General features: G+C 57.5%; 12 protein-coding genes. 4 read left to right on the plus strand and 8 right to left on the minus strand.

Going from position 1 to position 16,163, the window contains the following annotated elements; all coding sequences use genetic code 11:
- Nucleotides 1-56: 56 nt before the first annotated feature.
- Entirely contained in the window at nt 57-3,209 is a 3,153-nt protein-coding gene (gene oqxB / locus ACOTW6_RS12565) for a multidrug efflux RND transporter permease subunit OqxB (protein WP_126542856.1), read from the minus strand.
- 23 nt (nt 3,210-3,232) lie between these two features.
- Nucleotides 3,233-4,408 (minus strand): efflux RND transporter periplasmic adaptor subunit, encoded by a 1,176-nt coding sequence (locus ACOTW6_RS12570; RefSeq protein ID WP_213789167.1) that lies wholly within the window; start codon nt 4,406-4,408, stop codon nt 3,233-3,235.
- Nucleotides 4,409-4,744: 336 nt separating this feature from the next.
- Between ACOTW6_RS12570 and ACOTW6_RS12575 the strand changes: the two genes are divergently transcribed.
- Nucleotides 4,745-5,098, plus strand: coding sequence for a helix-turn-helix domain-containing protein (locus ACOTW6_RS12575; RefSeq protein ID WP_047365237.1), 354 nt, complete (start codon nt 4,745-4,747; stop codon nt 5,096-5,098).
- Nucleotides 5,099-5,200: 102 nt separating this feature from the next.
- Here ACOTW6_RS12575 and guaA read toward each other — a convergent pair whose 3' ends face one another.
- Nucleotides 5,201-6,778, minus strand: a complete 1,578-nt coding sequence (guaA, locus tag ACOTW6_RS12580; protein ID WP_062933291.1) for a glutamine-hydrolyzing GMP synthase — start codon at nt 6,776-6,778, stop codon at nt 5,201-5,203.
- Between the two features lie 67 nt (nt 6,779-6,845).
- On the minus strand, nt 6,846-8,312 hold the full coding sequence (gene guaB, locus ACOTW6_RS12585; protein ID WP_003860601.1) for an IMP dehydrogenase: 1,467 nt from the start codon (nt 8,310-8,312) through the stop codon (nt 6,846-6,848).
- Nucleotides 8,313-8,471: 159 nt separating this feature from the next.
- Between guaB and xseA the strand changes: the two genes are divergently transcribed.
- From xseA to ACOTW6_RS12600, 3 genes are read left to right on the plus strand one after another with little or no spacing between them, the layout of a single operon-like run.
- Nucleotides 8,472-9,845, plus strand: a complete 1,374-nt coding sequence (gene xseA, locus ACOTW6_RS12590; protein ID WP_062933292.1) for an exodeoxyribonuclease VII large subunit — start codon at nt 8,472-8,474, stop codon at nt 9,843-9,845.
- 58 nt (nt 9,846-9,903) lie between these two features.
- A complete protein-coding gene (locus ACOTW6_RS12595; RefSeq protein WP_032609828.1) occupies nt 9,904-10,923 on the plus strand; it encodes a M4 family metallopeptidase in 1,020 nt (339 codons plus the stop codon).
- The gene (locus tag ACOTW6_RS12600) at nt 10,923-11,273 is read left to right on the plus strand and encodes a protealysin inhibitor emfourin (RefSeq protein WP_003860606.1); all 351 of its coding nucleotides are present in this window, start codon (nt 10,923-10,925) and stop codon (nt 11,271-11,273) included. The genes ACOTW6_RS12595 and ACOTW6_RS12600 overlap by 1 nt, the downstream gene beginning before the upstream one ends.
- Here the strand turns inward: ACOTW6_RS12600 and ACOTW6_RS12605 are convergent.
- From ACOTW6_RS12605 to bamB, 4 genes are all read right to left on the minus strand, one after another.
- Nucleotides 11,270-11,491: a zinc ribbon domain-containing protein gene (locus ACOTW6_RS12605; RefSeq protein ID WP_003860607.1), complete on the minus strand. Its 222-nt coding sequence runs from the start codon at nt 11,489-11,491 to the stop codon at nt 11,270-11,272. The genes ACOTW6_RS12600 and ACOTW6_RS12605 overlap by 4 nt on opposite strands.
- Before the next feature lie 58 nt (nt 11,492-11,549).
- The gene (locus ACOTW6_RS12610) at nt 11,550-13,091 is read right to left on the minus strand and encodes a peptide MFS transporter (RefSeq protein ID WP_063132447.1); all 1,542 of its coding nucleotides are present in this window, start codon (nt 13,089-13,091) and stop codon (nt 11,550-11,552) included.
- Nucleotides 13,092-13,390: 299 nt separating this feature from the next.
- Nucleotides 13,391-14,863 carry a ribosome biogenesis GTPase Der gene (gene der, locus ACOTW6_RS12615; RefSeq protein ID WP_003860611.1) on the minus strand — a complete coding sequence of 491 codons (1,473 nt, stop codon included), beginning with the start codon at nt 14,861-14,863 and terminating at the stop codon, nt 13,391-13,393.
- A 112-nt stretch (nt 14,864-14,975) separates the two neighbouring features.
- Nucleotides 14,976-16,154 carry an outer membrane protein assembly factor BamB gene (bamB, locus tag ACOTW6_RS12620; RefSeq protein ID WP_017383525.1) on the minus strand — a complete coding sequence of 393 codons (1,179 nt, stop codon included), beginning with the start codon at nt 16,152-16,154 and terminating at the stop codon, nt 14,976-14,978.
- Nucleotides 16,155-16,163: the final 9 nt, after the last annotated feature.

Here is a 16,163-nt window from a genome sequence, read left to right on the forward strand (position 1 = left end):
CTGCGAAAAAAAAGCCGCCTTCATTGTGAAGGCGGCTTTTTGCTATCTGCTACGTCCTACGCAGGCAACACCTCTCTTTCCGCTTTACCGCGCGTCACGAACTTACGCAGCGTCACGTAAAAGACCGGCGTCAGGAACAGACCAAACAGCGTCACACCCAGCATCCCGGCGAACACGGTGATCCCGGTGACGCCGCGCACTTCTGCCCCTGCCCCGTGACCAAGGATCAGTGGAATGGTCCCGGCAATAAAGGCGATAGAGGTCATGACAATCGGGCGTAAACGCAGGCGGCACGCTTCCAGCGCGGCCTCCATAATGCCTTTGCCCTGAATTTCCAGCTCGCGGGCAAACTCCACGATAAGAATCGCGTTTTTACAGGCCAGCCCCATCAGTACCACCAGCCCTACCTGCACGAAGACGTTGTTATCGCCCCCGGTCAGCCAGACGCCGAACAGCGCGGAGAGCATCGTCATCGGCACGATGAGGATCACCGCCAGCGGCAGCGTCCAGCTTTCATACAGCGCCGCCAGCACCAGGAACGCCAGCAGCACCGCGACCGGGAAGACGATCAGCGCCGTGTTGCCCTGGGTGGCCTGCTGGAAGCTCAGGTCCGTCCATTCAATATTCATCCCGTTCGGCAGGATCTGCTTAGACATAGCGTCCAGCTGCGTCATCGCCTGCGCGGAAGAGAGCACGCGCGGGTCAGCATCGCCAATCAGATCCGCCGCCGGGTAGCCGTTGTAGCGGATCACCGGGTCCGGACCGTAGGTGGTCGTGATTTTCACCATACTGCCAATCGGCACCATTTCACCCTGGCTATTACGGGTGCGTAAATTCGCGATATCTTCCACGCTGTCGCGGAACTGCCCGTCGGCCTGCGCCATTACGCGCCAGGTGCGCCCGAACTGGTTGAAGTCATTCACATAAGACGAGCCCAGATAGGTTTGCAGCGTCCCGAAGAGATCGGTGAGCGACACGCCCTGCGCTTTCGCCTTATCACGGTCAACCTGTACATCCAGCTGCGGAACGTTTGCCTGGTAGGTTGAGATAGGGAAATGCATCCCCGGCGTCTGCATAATCGCCCCGGACATGGTGTTCACCGCGTTTTGCAGCGCGCCATAGCCCAGACCAGCGCGATCCTGAATGTACAGCGAATAGCCCGACCCCTGACCCAGCCCTAAAATCGGCGGCGGCAGAATCGAGAAGCCAAAGCCCTGCTGGATTTGCGCGATTTTCGCGTTGATCTCCGCGTTTATTTCCGCCGCAGTATGTTTACGCTGGTCGAACGGCTTCAGGCCAAAGAAGACCGTCCCGGTGTTCGGCGTATTGGTGAACTGGAGCGCATTCAGGCCAGGAAACGCGACCGCATAATCCACGCCTTCGGTATTCATCCCGATTTCGCTCATTTTGCGGATCACCGCATCGGTGCGCGCCAGCGACGAGCCTTCCGGCATTTTCACGCCGCCAATCAGGTACAGCTTATCCTGCGTCGGAATAAACCCGCCGGGAACGGCTTTAAACATCACGCCCGCAGCGCAAAGCAGCAGCAAATAAACCACAAACACCGCCCCGCGTCGGCCGAGCGTTTTGCCCACCAGCCCCTGATAGCCAGTCGAGCTGCGGTGGAAAAAGCGGTTAAACGGACGGAAAATCCAGCCGAACAGACGATCGATAAGCCGGGTGGGGAAATCTTTCGGGGCGCCATGCGGCTTCAACAGCAGCGCGGCCAGCGCTGGCGAGAGCGTCAGCGAGTTGATGGCGGAGATCACCGTGGAAATGGCTATCGTTACCGCAAACTGCTTGTAGAACTGACCGGTCACGCCGGAGAGGAACGCCATCGGAACGAATACCGCACACAGCACCAGCGCAATGGCGATAATCGGCCCGGACACCTCACGCATCGCCTGATGTGCTGCCGCAAGTGGGGCGAGCCCCTCTTCGATATTTCGTTCGACGTTTTCCACCACCACGATGGCATCGTCCACCACGATACCAATCGCCAGCACCAGCCCGAACAGGCTCAGGGTATTCAGCGAAAAGCCCAGCAGGTAGAGAATACTGAACGTGCCCACTACCGATACCGGCACCGCAATCAGCGGGATAATCGACGCGCGCCAGGTTTGCAGGAACAGGATCACCACCAGCACGACGAGCACCACCGCTTCCAGCAGCGTTTGCACCACCGCGCGGATCGAGTCGCGTACAAACACCGTCGGGTCGTAAGGCGCCGCCCATTTCATATCGTCCGGGAATCGCGTGGACAGTTCGTCCATTTTGGCGCGCACCGCGTTAGACAGATCGATGGCGTTTGCCCCCGGCGACTGGAAGATACCAATCCCGACCGCGTCTTTATTGTTCAGCTGGGAGCGCAGCGCGTAGCTGCCGGACCCCATCTCGACACGCGCCACGTCGCGCAGACGAACGACCGTACCATCCTGCGTGGTTTTCAGGACAATGTTGCCGAACTCGTCTTCGGTATGCAGGCGGCCCTGGGCGTTAATGGAGATCAGGAAATCGCTCTCTTTCGGCAGCGGCTCGGCGCCAAGCTGCCCGGCGGACACCTGCACGTTCTGCTCCTGCATCGCCGTGACCACGTCCGAAGCGGTCAGCCCGCGGGCCGCGACCTTGTTCGGGTCCAGCCAGACGCGCATCGCGTATTCGCCCGAGCCGAAAATCTGAATCTGCCCCACGCCGGGCAGACGCGCCAGCTCGTCCTTCACCTTCAGCGTGGCGTAGTTACGCATATACAGTGAATCGTACTTACCACCAGGCGAAAACAGATGCACCACCAGCGTCAGCGTTGGCGACTGTTTCTGAGTCGTGATGCCCAGACGTCGCACGTCTTCCGGCAGACGTGCTTCGGCCTGCGCGACACGGTTTTGCACCTGAACCTGCGCCTGATCCGGGTCGGTGCCCGGACGGAAGGTGACGGTAGTCACCAACACGCCGTCGGAGCCCGCGACGGATTTCATGTACATCATGTTCTCAACGCCGTTGATCGCCTCTTCCAGCGGGGTTGCCACGGTCTCGGCAATCACTTTCGGGTTGGCGCCCGGGTACTCGGCGCGCACCTGCACGCTTGGCGGCACGACGTCAGGGTATTCGCTCACCGGCAGCAGCGGGATGGCGATTAACCCTGTGATAAAAATCAGAATCGACAGTACGGCGGCAAAAATCGGCCTGTCGATGAAAAAACGGGAAAAGTCCATGGATTGGATTCTCAGGTAAGGGATCAGTTGAGGGCGGCGCTGGCGGTCATGGCAACGGTTTTTGCGTTAACCGGCATACCCGGCATAAACACTTTTTGTAAACCATCGACGATGACTTTATCCCCGGGATTCAGCCCCTGCTGTACGATACGTAAACCGTCGGCCAGACGCCCCGGCGTGATGTCGCGGCGCTGCGCTTTCCCGTCTTTATCCACGATATAGACGTATTTCCGATCCTGATCGGTCAGCACCGCCTTATCGTCAACAAGCGTGGCTTTAAATTCCGCACTGCCCGGCAGGCGCACGCGGGCAAAGAGTCCAGGCGTGAACTGACGCTGTGAGTTATCCAGCAGCGCGCGCATGCGGATCGTTCCGGTACCCGGCGTGAGCTGGTTATCCAGGAAATCCACTTTGCCCTGATGGGGATAGCCCTCCTCGCCCGTCAGGCCAATCTCCACCGGTAGCGCCGCATGATCGCCGGACGCCCGCTGCCCGCTGCGGGCCAGGTTCTGATAGTGAAGGTAGGTTGACTCGTCCACGTCGAAGTAGACATAAACCGTCTTCTGCGAGACCAGGGTGGTGAGCACGCTGGCGCTGTCGCCCGCCGTCACCAGGTTACCGCTGGTGATCAGCGCCCGGCTGGCGCGACCGTCGATAGGCGCGGTCACTTTGGTGAAGTCGAGGTTAAGTTGCGCAGCGTCAACCGCCGCCTGCGCGGCGCGAATATCGGCCTGCGCCTGGGTAGCGGCGGAACGGCGCTGCTCCCACTCTTCGCGGGATACCACGTTGGTATTGACTAATTTATCGGTACGGTTAGCCTCGCTTCGCGCCAGGCTGGCCTGCGTTTTGGCTCTCGCCAGGTTCGCCTGCGCCTGTTCCAGCGCGGCGCGATAGGTTCGATCATCAATCGTGAACAGCACCTCGCCCTTTTTCACCTCCTGGCCGTCTGTGTAATTCACTTTCTCAATGTAGCCGGAGACGCGCGGACGCAGCTGAACGCTTTCCACCGCTTCAATGCGACCGTTAAAGCTGTCCCACTGGCTAATGGATTTCACCACCACGTCAGCAGCGCTGACAACGGGCGCTTGCGGTGCGGCATTTTGCGCGACGCTGTCATCGCACCCGACGAGAAGCGCGGAGAGTAAAACCACCCCCATCGCGCTCAGATGAAAGTTACCCCAGGTTTTTTGCAGGCTCATTATTTTTATTCCGGTTATTGTAGCTGCCGGGCAAGACGCAGCGGGAGGCGCCGCGCCACTTCCTTTGTCCGGTAGCTGGCTGAAGGCCATTTGTGTCGTTCATCGCCACAAAACTGTAACAGTTTCGAATACACTATCGCGGCGATTGTAGGAAGGCGCTTAATTAAGTGCAAGAATAATTGTTGCACTTTATGTGCTATTTGCGGCGAAGATAAATCACGCGTTTTGAGCAGGGATTTAAATGCAACAATAAAACTTGCAATTAATGTAAAAACGGGTCACCTTTAAATGCAACAAACAAAGATGCTTTTAATGCGTGGCGTAGGGGGAAGCAAGATGAACACGGGTGCATTCATTCACGATTTACTCGACTGGATCGACAACAACCTCGATAGCCGTCTGGATATTGAAACCGTCTCCAGGCGAGCCGGCTATTCGAAATGGCACCTCCAGCGGCTTTTCAAGGAACATACCGGCTCCCCTCTCGCCGAATATATTCGCGCGCAAAAGCTGCAAAAATCGGTTGAGCGCCTGGCCCACAGCGATGAACCGATTCTGAACGTGGCGATCGCGCTGGGCTTTGACTCTCAGCAGTCCTTCAACCGCAGCTTTAAGCGTCAGTATGGTCAGGCGCCAGGGGCATGGCGACGCAGTATCGGCTGCCGTGAATCGCGGCAGATGAGGCAGTAATTCACCACTGAGCTGGATATCGGTCATAAAAGAAAAACCCCCTGTAAACAGAGGGTTTTATCCGTCTTACCTGCTTATAACTTCGCAGGAAAGATTATGGGCTTACTCCCACTCGATCGTCGCCGGTGGCTTACCGCTGATGTCATACACGACACGCGATATGCCATTGACTTCATTGATTATTCTGTTAGACACGCGGCCTAAGAAGTCATACGGCAGGTGCGCCCAGTGCGCGGTCATGAAGTCGATGGTTTCCACCGCACGCAGGGAGACAACCCAGTCGTACTTACGGCCATCGCCCATCACGCCGACGGAGCGCACCGGCAGGAACACGGTGAACGCCTGGCTCACTTTGTTGTACAGGTCAGCTTTGTGCAGCTCTTCGATGAAGATCGCGTCCGCGCGACGCAGCAGGTCGCAGTACTCTTTCTTCACTTCGCCCAGCACGCGCACGCCGAGACCCGGGCCCGGGAATGGGTGACGGTAGAGCATGTCGTACGGCAGACCCAGCTCCAGGCCGATCTTACGCACTTCGTCTTTGAACAGCTCACGCAGCGGTTCAACCAGGCCCATCTTCATCTCTTTCGGCAGGCCGCCCACGTTGTGGTGAGATTTGATAACGTGCGCTTTACCGGTGGCGGAGGCCGCAGACTCGATCACGTCAGGGTAGATGGTGCCCTGCGCCAGCCACTTCACGTCTTCCAGCTTCAGCGCTTCTTCGTCGAACACTTCCACGAACACGCGACCGATAATTTTACGTTTCGCTTCCGGATCGTTCTCGCCTTTCAGCGCATCCAGGAAGCGCTGCTCGCCTTCCACGTGAACGATGTTCAGACCGAAGTGGTCACCGAACATGTCCATTACCTGCCGGGCTTCGTTCAGGCGCAGCAGACCGTTGTCCACGAAGACGCAGGTCAGGTTTTTACCGATGGCGCGGTGCAGCAGCATCGCGGTTACAGAGGAGTCCACGCCGCCGGAGAGGCCGAGGATCACTTTGTCATCACCAACCTGCTGGCGGATACGCTCCACGGCATCGTCGATGATTTTTGCCGGGGTCCACAGGGCTTCACACTGGCAGATGTCACGCACGAAGCGCTCCAGCATGCGCATACCCTGACGGGTGTGGGTCACTTCCGGGTGGAACTGCACGCCGTAGAAGCGTTTTTCTTCGTTCGCCATGATCGCGAACGGGCAGCTTTCAGTGCTGGCAACGGTCACGAAGTCGGACGGGATAGCGGTGACTTTGTCGCCGTGGCTCATCCACACGTCCAGCAGCGGTTTGCCGTCTGCGGTCAGGGAGTCTTCGATACCGCGCACCAGCGCGCTGTCGGTGACGACTTCAACCTGTGCGTAGCCGAACTCACGCTCGTTAGAGCCTTCTACGTGGCCGCCCAGCTGCATCGCCATGGTCTGCATACCGTAGCAAACGCCGAACACCGGTACGCCTGCTTCGAATACGTACTGCGGCGCGCGCGGGCTGTTCTCTTCGGTGGTGCTCTCCGGGCCGCCGGACAGGATGATGCCGCTTGGATTGAACTCGCGAATCTGTGCTTCCGTGACATCCCACGCCCACAGCTCACAGTAAACGCCCAGCTCACGCACGCGGCGCGCCACCAGTTGAGTGTACTGAGAACCAAAGTCCAGGATGAGAATGCGATGTTTATGAATGTTTTCCGTCATTGACGCTAATTCCGAGGCAAGTGAAACAAAACAAAGCGCCCGGCATTGAGCCGGGCGCGGAAATTTATCAGGAGCCCAGACGGTAGTTCGGGGACTCTTTGGTGATCGTCACGTCGTGAACGTGGCTCTCCTGGATACCCGCACCGCTGATGCGTACGAATTCCGCTTTGGTACGCAGCAGGTCAATGGTACCACAGCCGGTCAGACCCATACAGGAGCGCAGGCCGCCCATCTGCTGGTGAATGATCTCTTTCAGGCGGCCTTTATACGCCACGCGGCCTTCGATACCTTCCGGCACCAGTTTGTCTGCGGCGTTATCGGTCTGGAAGTAACGGTCGGAGGAACCTTTGGACATCGCGCCCAGGGAGCCCATACCGCGGTAGGATTTATAAGAACGGCCCTGGTAGAGTTCGATTTCACCCGGGGATTCTTCGGTACCGGCCAGCATGGAGCCCACCATCACGGCTGCGGCACCTGCGGCGATCGCTTTGGCGATGTCGCCAGAGAAACGGATACCGCCGTCCGCGATTACCGGAATACCGGTACCTTCCAGCGCTTCAACCGCGTCAGAAACCGCCGTGATCTGCGGCACGCCTACGCCGGTGACGATACGGGTGGTACAGATAGAACCAGGACCGATACCCACTTTCACCGCGCTGCAACCCGCTTCCGCCAGCGCGCGAGCGCCTGCGCCGGTTGCCACGTTACCGCCGATGATCTGGAGATCCGGGTATTTAGCACGGGTTTCACGAATACGTTGCAGAACGCCTTCGGAGTGGCCGTGGGAGGAGTCAATCAGCAGCACGTCAACGCCCGCAGCAACCAGCGCGTCAACGCGCTCTTCGTTACCCGCACCTGCGCCCACCGCAGCGCCGACGCGCAGACGGCCATGCTCATCTTTACAGGCGTTCGGTTTACGTTCTGCTTTCTGGAAATCTTTCACGGTGATCATGCCGCGCAGGTGGAAGTTCGCGTCCACAACCAGCGCTTTCTCAACGCGTTTTTCGTGCATTTTCGCCAGCACCACGTCGCGGGTTTCGCCTTCACGCACGGTCACCAGACGCTCTTTTGGCGTCATGTAGACGCTGACAGGCTGGTTCAGGTCAGTCACGAAACGCACGTCACGACCGGTAATGATACCCACCAGTTCGTTGTCTTCAGTGACTACCGGATAGCCTGCAAAGCCGTTACGCTCGGTCAGGGCTTTCACTTCGTGCAGCGTGGTGGTTGGCAGAACGGTCTGAGGATCGGACACGATACCGGATTCATGCTTCTTCACGCGGCGAACTTCTTCCGCCTGACGCTCAATAGACATGTTTTTGTGGATAAAGCCAATGCCGCCTTCCTGTGCCAGGGCGATAGCCAGACGCGCTTCAGTCACGGTGTCCATTGCTGCGGAGAGCATAGGAATGTTCAGACGAATGGTTTTCGTCAACTGCGTGCTGAGGTCGGCAGTATTCGGCAGAACGGTGGAGTGAGCGGGAACGAGGAGGACGTCGTCAAACGTCAGTGCTTCTTTAGCGATACGTAGCATGGGCAATATCTCTGACCTGGGTGGTTAAATATTGCCGTGGCATTATACAGAGCGTAACCGATTGCATCCACACTTTTTTGAAAAAAATGCTTGCGCTCACCTCTCAGCAGGTTACTATCGACTGAATAACTTGCTGATTTAGAATTTGATCCCGCTCACATGTTATCCTCTCAATCCCCCTCAATTTATACTGTCAGCCGCCTTAATCAGACGGTGCGTTTGCTGCTTGAGCAGGAAATGGGACAGGTCTGGATCAGCGGTGAAATCTCTAACTTCACACAGCCCGCTTCCGGTCACTGGTACTTTACGCTGAAAGACGACACCACTCAGGTGCGCTGCGCGATGTTCCGCAACAGCAACCGTCGCGTGACGTTCCGTCCTCAGCATGGCCAGCAGGTTCTGGTTCGCGCCAATATTACCCTGTATGAGCCGCGCGGCGATTATCAGATTATCGTCGAGAGCATGCAGCCCGCCGGTGAAGGCTTATTGCAGCAAAAGTACGAGCAGCTAAAAGCCATGCTTTCGGCTGAGGGATTGTTCGACCAGCAGTTTAAAAAGCCCCTGCCCTCACCTGCCCACTGCGTTGGGGTTATCACCTCGAAAACCGGTGCGGCCCTGCACGATATTTTGCATGTCCTGAAGCGCCGTGACCCTTCCCTGCCCGTCATTATCTACCCGACTGCCGTTCAGGGTGACGATGCGCCGGGGCAGATCGTGCGCGCCATTGAGCTGGCGAATGCGCGTCAGGAGTGTGATGTCCTGATCGTCGGGCGCGGCGGCGGCTCGCTGGAAGACCTGTGGAGCTTTAACGACGAGCGCGTGGCGCGGGCAATCTTTGCCAGCCTTATCCCGGTGGTAAGCGCCGTCGGCCATGAAACGGATGTGACGATAGCGGATTTTGTCGCGGATTTACGCGCGCCCACGCCGTCCGCGGCGGCAGAGGTGGTCAGCCGTAACCAGCAGGAGCTGCTGCGTCAGATCCAGAACGGGCAGCAGCGCCTGGAGATGGCGATGGACTACTTCCTCGCCAACCGTACCCGCCGCTTTACCCAGCTTCACCATCGTCTGCAACAGCAGCATCCACAATTGCGTCTCGCGCGTCAGCAAACCGTGCTGGAACGTCTGCGTCAGCGGATGAACTTCGCGCTGGATAACCAGCTTAAGCGGGCGGTATCGCGCCAGCAGCGCACGACGCAGCGTCTGAACCAGCAGAATCCGCAGCCGAAGATTTATCGCGCACAAACGCGGATCCAGCAGCTTGAGTTCCGCCTCGCGGAAAATATCCGCTCACGCCTGAGCGCCACCCGCGAGCGTTTTGGCAATGCGGTCACCCATCTGGAAGCCGTCAGCCCGCTCTCCACGCTGGCTCGCGGCTATAGTGTGACCACCGCGACGGACGGCAAAGTGCTGAAGCAGACGAAACAGGTTAAAGCCGGGGATGTGCTCACCACCCGGCTTTCTGACGGCTGGGTCGAGAGTGAGGTGAAAGAGATCAAACCGGTGAAAAAAACGCGCCAGCGTAAAAGCGGATAAATCTTCGCCGGTTACAAACTATACTGCTGCTATTGCCTTTTTTAATAAGGAGAGCAGCATGCCCCATCTTCATAGCGTCATCCCTCCGTATATTCTTCGTCGTATTATCGAAAGCGGTTCAGAGCCCCAGCAGCGCTGCGCCCGTCAGACCTTAACCCACGTCCAGACGCTGATGGCCCATATGCCGGGCAAACCCGCCGCGCCGCATGTGAATAAAGCCGGTCAGCTTGAGCGTGACATCTACGATGCGAAACAGACCCAGGAGCTGCCGGGTACCCAGGTGCGCTATGAAGGCCAGCCCTCCAACGGCGATGTGGCGGTGGATGAAGCGTACGATTATCTGGGTATCACCCATGATTTCTTCTGGAAGGAGTATCAGCGCGATTCGCTCGATAATAAGGGGCTGATCCTCACCGGCACCGTGCATTACGGCCGTGAGTATCAAAACGCCTTCTGGAACGGCCAGCAAATGGTCTTTGGCGACGGTGACGGAGAAATCTTCAACCGCTTCACCATTGCCATCGACGTGGTGGCGCATGAGCTGAGCCACGGCGTGACCGAGACCGAAGCCGGGCTCATCTACTTTGAACAATCGGGCGCGCTGAACGAGTCGTTATCCGACGTGTTCGGTTCGCTGGTGAAGCAATACCATCTTAAGCAAACCGCCGATCGGGCAGACTGGCTGATTGGCGAGGGTCTGCTGGCGGAGGGCATCAACGGGAAAGGGCTACGTTCCATGTCTGAACCCGGTACCGCCTACGACGATCCCCTCCTCGGTAAAGACCCGCAGCCCGCGCACATGAAAGATTTCATCAAAACGCGCGAGGATAACGGCGGCGTACACCTGAACTCCGGCATCCCCAACCGCGCGTTTTACCTGGCCGCAACGGCAATCGGTGGCTACGCCTGGGAAAAAGCGGGTTATGCCTGGTACGACACGGTTTGCGATCGCAACCTGGCGCAGGATGCGGATTTTGACGCTTTCGCAAAACTGACGATCGCCCACGGCGAGAAACGCTCCGGTAGCGACGTTGGGGCGGCCATTAAACAAGCCTGGGAACAGGTGGGAGTACTGTAATGCAGGTACCGGAACTGACGGATGACGCCGTGGTTGAGCTGGCCCGGGAAGGCGGCGTCGCCTTTATTCCTAAGCTGAGCGGTCAGCGCACGATCGCCCTCTCCACGCTCAACGAGGCGCAGCGTCAGCGCGTGGTGAATATTCTGGAGCAGGCTATCCCGCGCGGACAGCCACCGGGCCAGGCGTCGTCTCCGGGCAGCGGCGATCAGCGCTATTTTCGCATTCAGATAATCTGGACCCGGCACAATCAGGCGCAGTATACCGATATTATTGTGCTGGTTCCGGAGCAGGAAGCGCCGGAATCGCTGATCGAACTATGGCAAAAAGGGGAAGGCTGCGTGTGCGATTAAGCCCCAGCCCTGACGAACTCGACGCGTTTTTTTGAGATCAGCCCGTGGCCGTTCTGACAGAAGTAATCCACCGCGCCGCAGGCCTTGAGTACCTGAAGCGGCTGATGACAGTCAGGGCAGCGCGCTTCGAGGGGAATATCTTTATTGCAGCTGTCGCAGTGCGCGATACCGTTTTGCGGCTCGAGCGCTGCGTGGCAATCCGGACAGGTAATCGACATGCTCTCTCCTGTTGAGTTGAGCCGGGGCAGGATAACTGCCCCGGCAGGCTGAATAGTATCAGGCTTCGGTAGCCGGTTTAGTCTGCGCATTTTCCAGCATGCGGCGCACCGGAACAATGAGGACGATCAGCACCGCAGCACAAATCAGCAGCGCAATGGAGCAACGGGCAAAGAGGTCTGGCAGCATATCCAGCTGGTCGGCCTTCACATGGCCACCAATCAGCCCCGCAGCCAGGTTACCCAGCGCACTGGCGCAGAACCACAGGCCCATCATCTGACCGCGCATTCTTTCCGGCGCCAGCAGGGTCATGGTCGCCAGACCAATCGGACTCAGGCACAGTTCCCCGAGCGTCAGCATCAGGATACTTCCCACCAGCCAGAACGGAGAAACCCCTGCCCCACCGTTGTTCAGCACGTTCTGCGCCGCCAGCATCATCAGGCCAAAGCCCGCCGCTGCACACAGAATACCGATCACGAACTTGGTGATGCTGCTCGGACGAATGTTTTTGCTCGCCAGCTTCGGCCATGCCCAGCTAAATACCGGGGCCAGCAGAATGATGAACAGGGCATTAATCGACTGGAACCACACCGCCGGGATCTCAAAATCACCGATCATGCGGTTAGTGTAGTCGTTGGCGAACAGGTTGAAGGAGGTTGGCTTCTGCTCGAACGCGGACCAGAAGAACGCGGCGGAGACCAGCAGAATAAAGCACACCAGCAGCCTTGCACGCTCTTTGCGATTCAGTCCGGCGAAGATGAACAGGTAGATGAAGTAGAGCGCGACGGAGGCGGCAATCACATACACCAGCACGCTGGCGACCGCGACCGGATTAATCACAATCACGCCCTGGGCAATCAACGTAACGATGATTGTAACACCCACAGCCAGCGCCAGCAGCCAGGCACCCACGCCGTTACGTTTCACTACCGGGCTGTTCCAGGTGGAGTCCAGACCGACTTCGCTGTCGTAGCGCTTCATGGCCGGAACGGCGAACACGCGGAAGATAATCAGCGCGACCAGCATCCCGATACCGCCGATACCAAAGCCCCAGTGCCAGCCGTGGGTTTTAATCAGCCAGCCGGAAATCAGAGGGGCAATGAACGAGCCCATGTTGATGCCCATATAGAACAGCGAGAAACCGCCGTCACGACGCGCATCGCCCTTTTTGTACAGTGTCCCCACCATGACCGAGATACAGGTCTTGAACAGGCCGGAGCCGAGCACGATAAACATCAGGCCAATGAAGAACAGGTTGTCGCCCATGATGGCCGACAGGGCGATCGACAGGTGCCCGAGCGCAATCAAAATCGAACCGTACCAGACGGCCCGCTGCTGGCCGAGCCAGTTATCCGCCAGCCAGCCGCCCGGCAGCGCGGCGAGGTACATGGTGCCCGCGAAGATGCCGACAATCGCCGAGGCGTTTTCACGCGCCAGGCCCATTCCGCCGTCATACACGGTGGCGGCCATAAACAGGATCAGTAGCGGGCGAATACCGTAAAACGAGAAACGCTCCCACATCTCGGTGAAGAACAGCGAACCGAGCGGATAAGGATGGCCGAAGAAGGTTCGGCTCTCTTTTTGATTAACAGAGGATTGCATAATTCTCCCGAAAAGGTATGTGTCGTGCTTGTAAACACCAGCATGTACGCCGAACGGTTACGTATCCGATCGATTTTTTACATGCGGCGAAATGTTGGTTAACCATTTGATAACCAGGCGCTAGTTTTGTCTAGTACCGAACCCCGGACTTTAAGACGAAAATTCGACGATTGTCTACTTTCTTAGATATAAACATGGTTAAAAGCGAATAGTGATTGACATCACACAGGGAAGGCAGGCCTTTTGAATGAGCGAAAAAAACCCGCGACAGGCGCGGGTTTTGGTGAGATCGGTAAGGATTATTTGCTTTTCTTAATGTGCTTAATCAAACGCTTACGCTTACGCATCTGGTTCGGCGTCAGGGTGTTGCGTTTATTCGCAAACGGGTTTTCCCCTTCCTTGAACTGAATACGGATAGGCGTACCCATCACGTCCAGTGACTTGCGGAAGTAGTTCATCAGGTAGCGTTTGTAGGAGTCCGGCAGATCCTTCACCTGGTTACCGTGGATCACCACGATAGGCGGGTTATACCCCCCGGCGTGAGCATATTTCAGCTTCACGCGTCGACCGCGCACCAGCGGCGGCTGGTGGTCTTCAGCAGCCATGTTCATGATACGGGTCAGCATCGCCGTGCTCTGACGGCGGGTAGAGCTGTCATAGGCTTCACGAACGGATTCAAACAGGTTACCAACGCCGCTGCCGTGCAGGGCAGAGATGAAGTGAACGCGGGCAAAGTCGATAAAGCCCAGACGGAAGTCCAGCGTCTCTTTCACCTGCTCGCGCACTTCATTGCTCAGGCCGTCCCATTTGTTGACGACGATAACCAGTGAGCGCCCACTATTGAGGATAAAGCCGAGCAGAGAGAGATCCTGATCGGAGATACCTTCACGTGCGTCAATAACCAGCAGCACCACGTTGGCGTCTTCAATCGCCTGAAGGGTTTTGATCACCGAGAATTTCTCTACCACATCGGTGATTTTCCCGCGCTTACGCACCCCTGCGGTGTCGATAAGTACGTACTCACGTTCATCGCGCTGCATTGGAATGTAAATGCTGTCACGCGTTGTGCCTGGCATGTCGTAAACCACCACGCGCTCTTCACCGAGAATACGGTTAGTAAGCGTAGACTTACCTACGTTTGGGCGGCCCACGATAGCCAGCTTGATAGGCAGATCCTGCGGGTTGAAGTCGTCTTCCGGCTCTTCCTCGCCTTCCTCTCCGGCTTCAAACTGCGCCCAGTATTCAGCGTCCTCGTCCACCTCTTCCGGTGGGTTTACTTCATCAACCCACGGCAGCAGAACGGTTTCCAGCAGGCTGGTGACGCCACGACCATGCGAGGCCGCGATAGGATAAATATCGCCCAGGCCTAAAGACCAGAAATCCGCAATGGCCTGATCGGCATCGATGCCGTCAGTTTTGTTCGCCACCAGGAAGGTTGGCTTTTCGCGTGAACGCAGATGTTTAGCAATAGCAGAATCCGCGGGCATCAGGCCAGCGCGAGCATCCACCATAAACAGAACTACATCCGCTTCTTCGATAGCCAGCAGAGATTGCTCTGCCATGCGGGTTTCTACGCCGTCTTCCGTACCGTCAATACCCCCGGTATCGATACAGATGAACTCGCGTCCTTCCACCTCTGCACGACCGTACTTACGGTCACGCGTCAGCCCCGGGAAATCCGCAACCAGCGCATCACGGGTGCGTGTTAAACGGTTAAAAAGAGTGGATTTTCCAACGTTAGGGCGCCCGACAAGCGCGACCACAGGTACCATGTTTGAAGCCTCATAAAATTCAAAATAACGTCGCTTTCGCAGCGTTTTTAAAAATGTCAAAACGGCTCCTGAGTGATCAGGAGCCGTTTAGTATACTACAACCGCCGTGTAATTAACGCGTGATCGCGTACAGCGTGCCGTCTTTTGCCTGAATCAGCAGTTTGCCGTCAGCCACAACGGGCTCCGTCAGGAAGCCTGAACTATCCACTTTCTGCTGTGCCACGAAGCGGCCATTCTCTGGATCGATCCAGTGCATATAGCCTTCGCTGTCGCCCACCACCAGGCTGCCGTTATACAGTGCCGGTGCGGTCAGCAGACGGTGCAGCAGATCGCTCTGCGTCCACAGCGTCACGCCACCTTCGGTGCTCAGCGCCAGCAGACGGTCGTTCTGATCCACCATATAAATACGGTTGCCGTCGACGATGAAATCGTTCACGGAACCCAGCTCACGTTTCCACATGATCTGGCCGCTACGCAGGTCCAGCGCCGTCAGGTTGCCGTTATACGCCAGCGCGTAAACCACACCGTCAACGATAACTGGCGTGGTGTCCACGTCACTCAGACGGTCGATTTCAGTTGAACCGGTCGCCTGGGAAATACGCTGCTGCCAGATCATCTGACCCTGCTGCATCAGTACCGCGCTGACGCGGCCGTTGTCACCGCCCACAATGGCGGCGCCAAATGCGGTCGCCGGAGCAGATTCACCACGCAGAGACAGCGCTGGCATATCCAGGTTAACCGTCCATTTTACCAGACCATCGGCTTCGTTCAGCGCCTGCAACTGGCCGTTGCTGGTATGGATCAGCACCAGGCCGTCGCTGACAACCGGACGCGACAAGGATTCACCGGCAACGGTGGTCTGCCATGCAACCGAACCGTCGCTGGCATTCAGCGCGTAAACCTGCGCTTTTTCGCTGCCCACATAAACGTGACCGCCGGCAACGGTCAGGCCGCCAGAAAGCAGTGCAGGTTTACGGGAGAACCAGCCGTCTTTTTCCGCCAGGTTAATGGACCACACTTCTTTTCCGTCATCAGCGTTCAGCGCTTTAACGGTGCCTTTGCGATCGGCCGCATAGACAACGCCGTCAGCAAATGCCGGGTGCAGGTTGGAATAAAAATCGCCAATACCATCGCCTACGGAGGTGTCCCAGGCGGTGGATGGGGTGAACTGGTTTTCAACCGTCGGCAGCGGGGACATTTTAACAACGTCTTCTTCGCCACTGAACAGTGAACAACCACTCAATAACGTAACAGAAAGCAGTCCTGGCAGAAGTAATTTACGCAATTGCATTGGGTCCCT

This window comes from Enterobacter cloacae complex sp. IR5403, from assembly GCF_049238705.1.
Taxonomy (GTDB): domain Bacteria; phylum Pseudomonadota; class Gammaproteobacteria; order Enterobacterales; family Enterobacteriaceae; genus Enterobacter; species Enterobacter hormaechei_C.

Coding starts and splice junctions, on each gene's coding strand:
- guaB (WP_003860601.1), bottom strand. CDS start 8,312: ATGCTACGTATCGCTAAAGAAGCACTGACGTTTGACGACGTCCTCCTC.
- ACOTW6_RS12605 (WP_003860607.1), bottom strand. CDS start 11,491: ATGTCGATTACCTGTCCGGATTGCCACGCAGCGCTCGAGCCGCAAAAC.
- ACOTW6_RS12570 (WP_213789167.1), bottom strand. CDS start 4,408: ATGAGCCTGCAAAAAACCTGGGGTAACTTTCATCTGAGCGCGATGGGG.
- xseA (WP_062933292.1), top strand. CDS start 8,472: ATGTTATCCTCTCAATCCCCCTCAATTTATACTGTCAGCCGCCTTAAT.
- bamB (WP_017383525.1), bottom strand. CDS start 16,154: ATGCAATTGCGTAAATTACTTCTGCCAGGACTGCTTTCTGTTACGTTA.
- ACOTW6_RS12575 (WP_047365237.1), top strand. CDS start 4,745: ATGAACACGGGTGCATTCATTCACGATTTACTCGACTGGATCGACAAC.
- guaA (WP_062933291.1), bottom strand. CDS start 6,778: ATGACGGAAAACATTCATAAACATCGCATTCTCATCCTGGACTTTGGT.
- ACOTW6_RS12610 (WP_063132447.1), bottom strand. CDS start 13,091: ATGCAATCCTCTGTTAATCAAAAAGAGAGCCGAACCTTCTTCGGCCAT.
- ACOTW6_RS12600 (WP_003860606.1), top strand. CDS start 10,923: ATGCAGGTACCGGAACTGACGGATGACGCCGTGGTTGAGCTGGCCCGG.
- der (WP_003860611.1), bottom strand. CDS start 14,863: ATGGTACCTGTGGTCGCGCTTGTCGGGCGCCCTAACGTTGGAAAATCC.
- ACOTW6_RS12595 (WP_032609828.1), top strand. CDS start 9,904: ATGCCCCATCTTCATAGCGTCATCCCTCCGTATATTCTTCGTCGTATT.
- oqxB (WP_126542856.1), bottom strand. CDS start 3,209: ATGGACTTTTCCCGTTTTTTCATCGACAGGCCGATTTTTGCCGCCGTA.